This window comes from Chryseobacterium sp. 2TAF14 (genome assembly GCF_052115105.1).
Lineage (GTDB): Bacteria > Bacteroidota > Bacteroidia > Flavobacteriales > Weeksellaceae > Chryseobacterium.
The window spans coordinates 1-1,505 of sequence record NZ_JBFRGA010000312.1 but is presented as its reverse complement, the minus strand read 5'-3'; the positions used below and the strand labels follow the sequence as shown (position 1 = coordinate 1,505).

The following is a 1,505-nucleotide window of genomic DNA, read 5'->3' as shown; positions in this document are numbered from 1 at the left end:
GTGTTAAGCTGTCGAGCTTTTGTTTAGATTGAGGATTTAACTTATAAGAATTGTGCTCAAAATAAACGGAAGTCATCATTTGCGCATTGAATTCCGCAGAGATTAAAAGAAACAGAATAAAGTATTTCATCGGGCTTTGAGCTTTTCTTTAAAAACGGAAAAACAAATATTTATTGTTATTTGGAAACAAAAAATCCTGAAAATATTTTCAGGATTTATATATATCATTTAGATTGATGATTAAAATTAAACCAGTTTCATCAAAACATTCTCGTCAATTTTCTCCACTTTTACCAAACCTCCTTTCGTTAAAGTTTTAGAAGCTTTGTCCCATTTTTTACCAGATAACTGGCTTCTTTGCTTTACTTCAGCTAATGCAAATGGCTCTTCCTGAGAATTTAAAATTTCAAGAATTACTTTTTCATCTTCACCCAATTCTACTTGCGGAACTGTTTTTTCAGGCTTCATTTGAGGGAAGAACAATACTTCCTGAATTGACGGATTGTTGGTTAAAAACATGATCAATCGATCCATTCCAATTCCCATTCCTGAAGTTGGCGGCATTCCGTATTCCAAAGCTCTCAGGAAATCTTCGTCGATAAACTGTCCTGCTTCATCATCCCCTTTTTCTGCTAATCTTAATTGATCTTCAAAACGCTCTCTTTGGTCAATCGGGTCATTTAATTCTGAATAGGCATTAGCAATTTCTTTACCGCAAACCATTAATTCAAAACGCTCAGTAAGACCTTCCTGACTTCTGTGTTTTTTAGTTAAAGGCGACATTTCCACAGGATAATCGGTAATGAAAGTAGGTTGAATGAAGTTTCCTTCACATTTTTCACCAAAAATCTCATCGATTAATTTTCCTTTCCCCATTGTTTCATCAACTTCGATACCGATCGATTTTGCAAAATCAAATAATTCCTGCTCAGTCTTTCCTGTAATATCAAAACCTGTATATTTCTGGATTGCTTCTGTCATAGAAACTCTTGCGTAAGGAGCTTTGAAATCAATTTCCTGGTCCCCAAATTTTGCTTTTGTCGTTCCATTTACAGCGATGGCACAATGTTCAATCATTTTTTCGGTGAAATCCATCATCCAGTAGTAATCTTTGTACGCTACATAGATTTCCATTACCGTAAATTCAGGATTGTGCGTTCTGTCCATCCCTTCATTTCTGAAGTTTTTAGAAAATTCATACACTCCRTCAAAACCACCAACGATCAATCTTTTCAGATATAATTCGTTTGCAATTCTCATATATAAAGGAATATCCAAAGCATTATGATGAGTAATAAAAGGTCTTGCTGCAGCTCCACCAGGAATAGCCTGCAAAACAGGAGTTTCTACTTCAATATAACCGGCATCATTAAAAAACTGACGCATTGCGGTGTACATTTTTGTTCTCTTCACGAAAGTTTCCTTTACAGAAGGATTTACAATTAAATCTACATAACGCTGTCTGTATCTTAGTTCAGGATCTGTAAAACCGTCGTGCACTACTC

The 1,505-nt window shown here is 35.2% G+C and carries 1 protein-coding gene; it reads right to left on the bottom strand.

Annotated features, from left to right (window positions below):
* Window positions 1-246 precede the first annotated feature (246 nt).
* The coding region (lysS, locus tag AB4Y90_RS17840; protein WP_441558905.1) for a lysine--tRNA ligase at window positions 247-1,505 on the bottom strand (1,259 nt) is incomplete at its 5' end.